This window comes from Polaromonas sp. P1_G2, from assembly GCF_056405515.1.
In genome coordinates, this window is the sequence record NZ_JBFUBY010001716.1 from 1 (window position 1) to 364 (window position 364).

Sequence of the window (364 nt, forward strand, 5' to 3'; positions counted from 1 at the left end):
GCACTGGAGCCAGACGCTCGAAGACCGGCTGGCGACACAGATCGACAAGAGTTATACGCCCGGCCAAAATGCTGTGCTGATCGCCAACCTGAACGCGGTGATGCAGGACTGGCACGATCATCACGACAGCAAGGTGCCGACCACCTTCGCCTTCTCAGGCGACGCCGCGATCGCCAAGGCGCTGGATGCGCTCGATGATTATTATGACGGCCGCATCGACGCCTGGGTCCCGGGCATTCCGGAGTCCTCCGAGCGCGCCGCCCTCTTCTCGCTCACCTGGAATGCGCCCAGCATGCTGGGCCCGAAACTGCAGGCCGCGATCGAAAAAGGCGACCGTGCCGAGGCTTGGTACGAAATTCGCTAC

General features: G+C 62.6%; 1 protein-coding gene. It reads left to right on the forward strand.

Annotated features, from left to right (window positions below):
• A partial coding sequence (locus AC1D0P_RS32255; RefSeq protein ID WP_477680444.1) for a hypothetical protein occupies positions 1-364 on the forward strand: 364 nt, incomplete at both ends.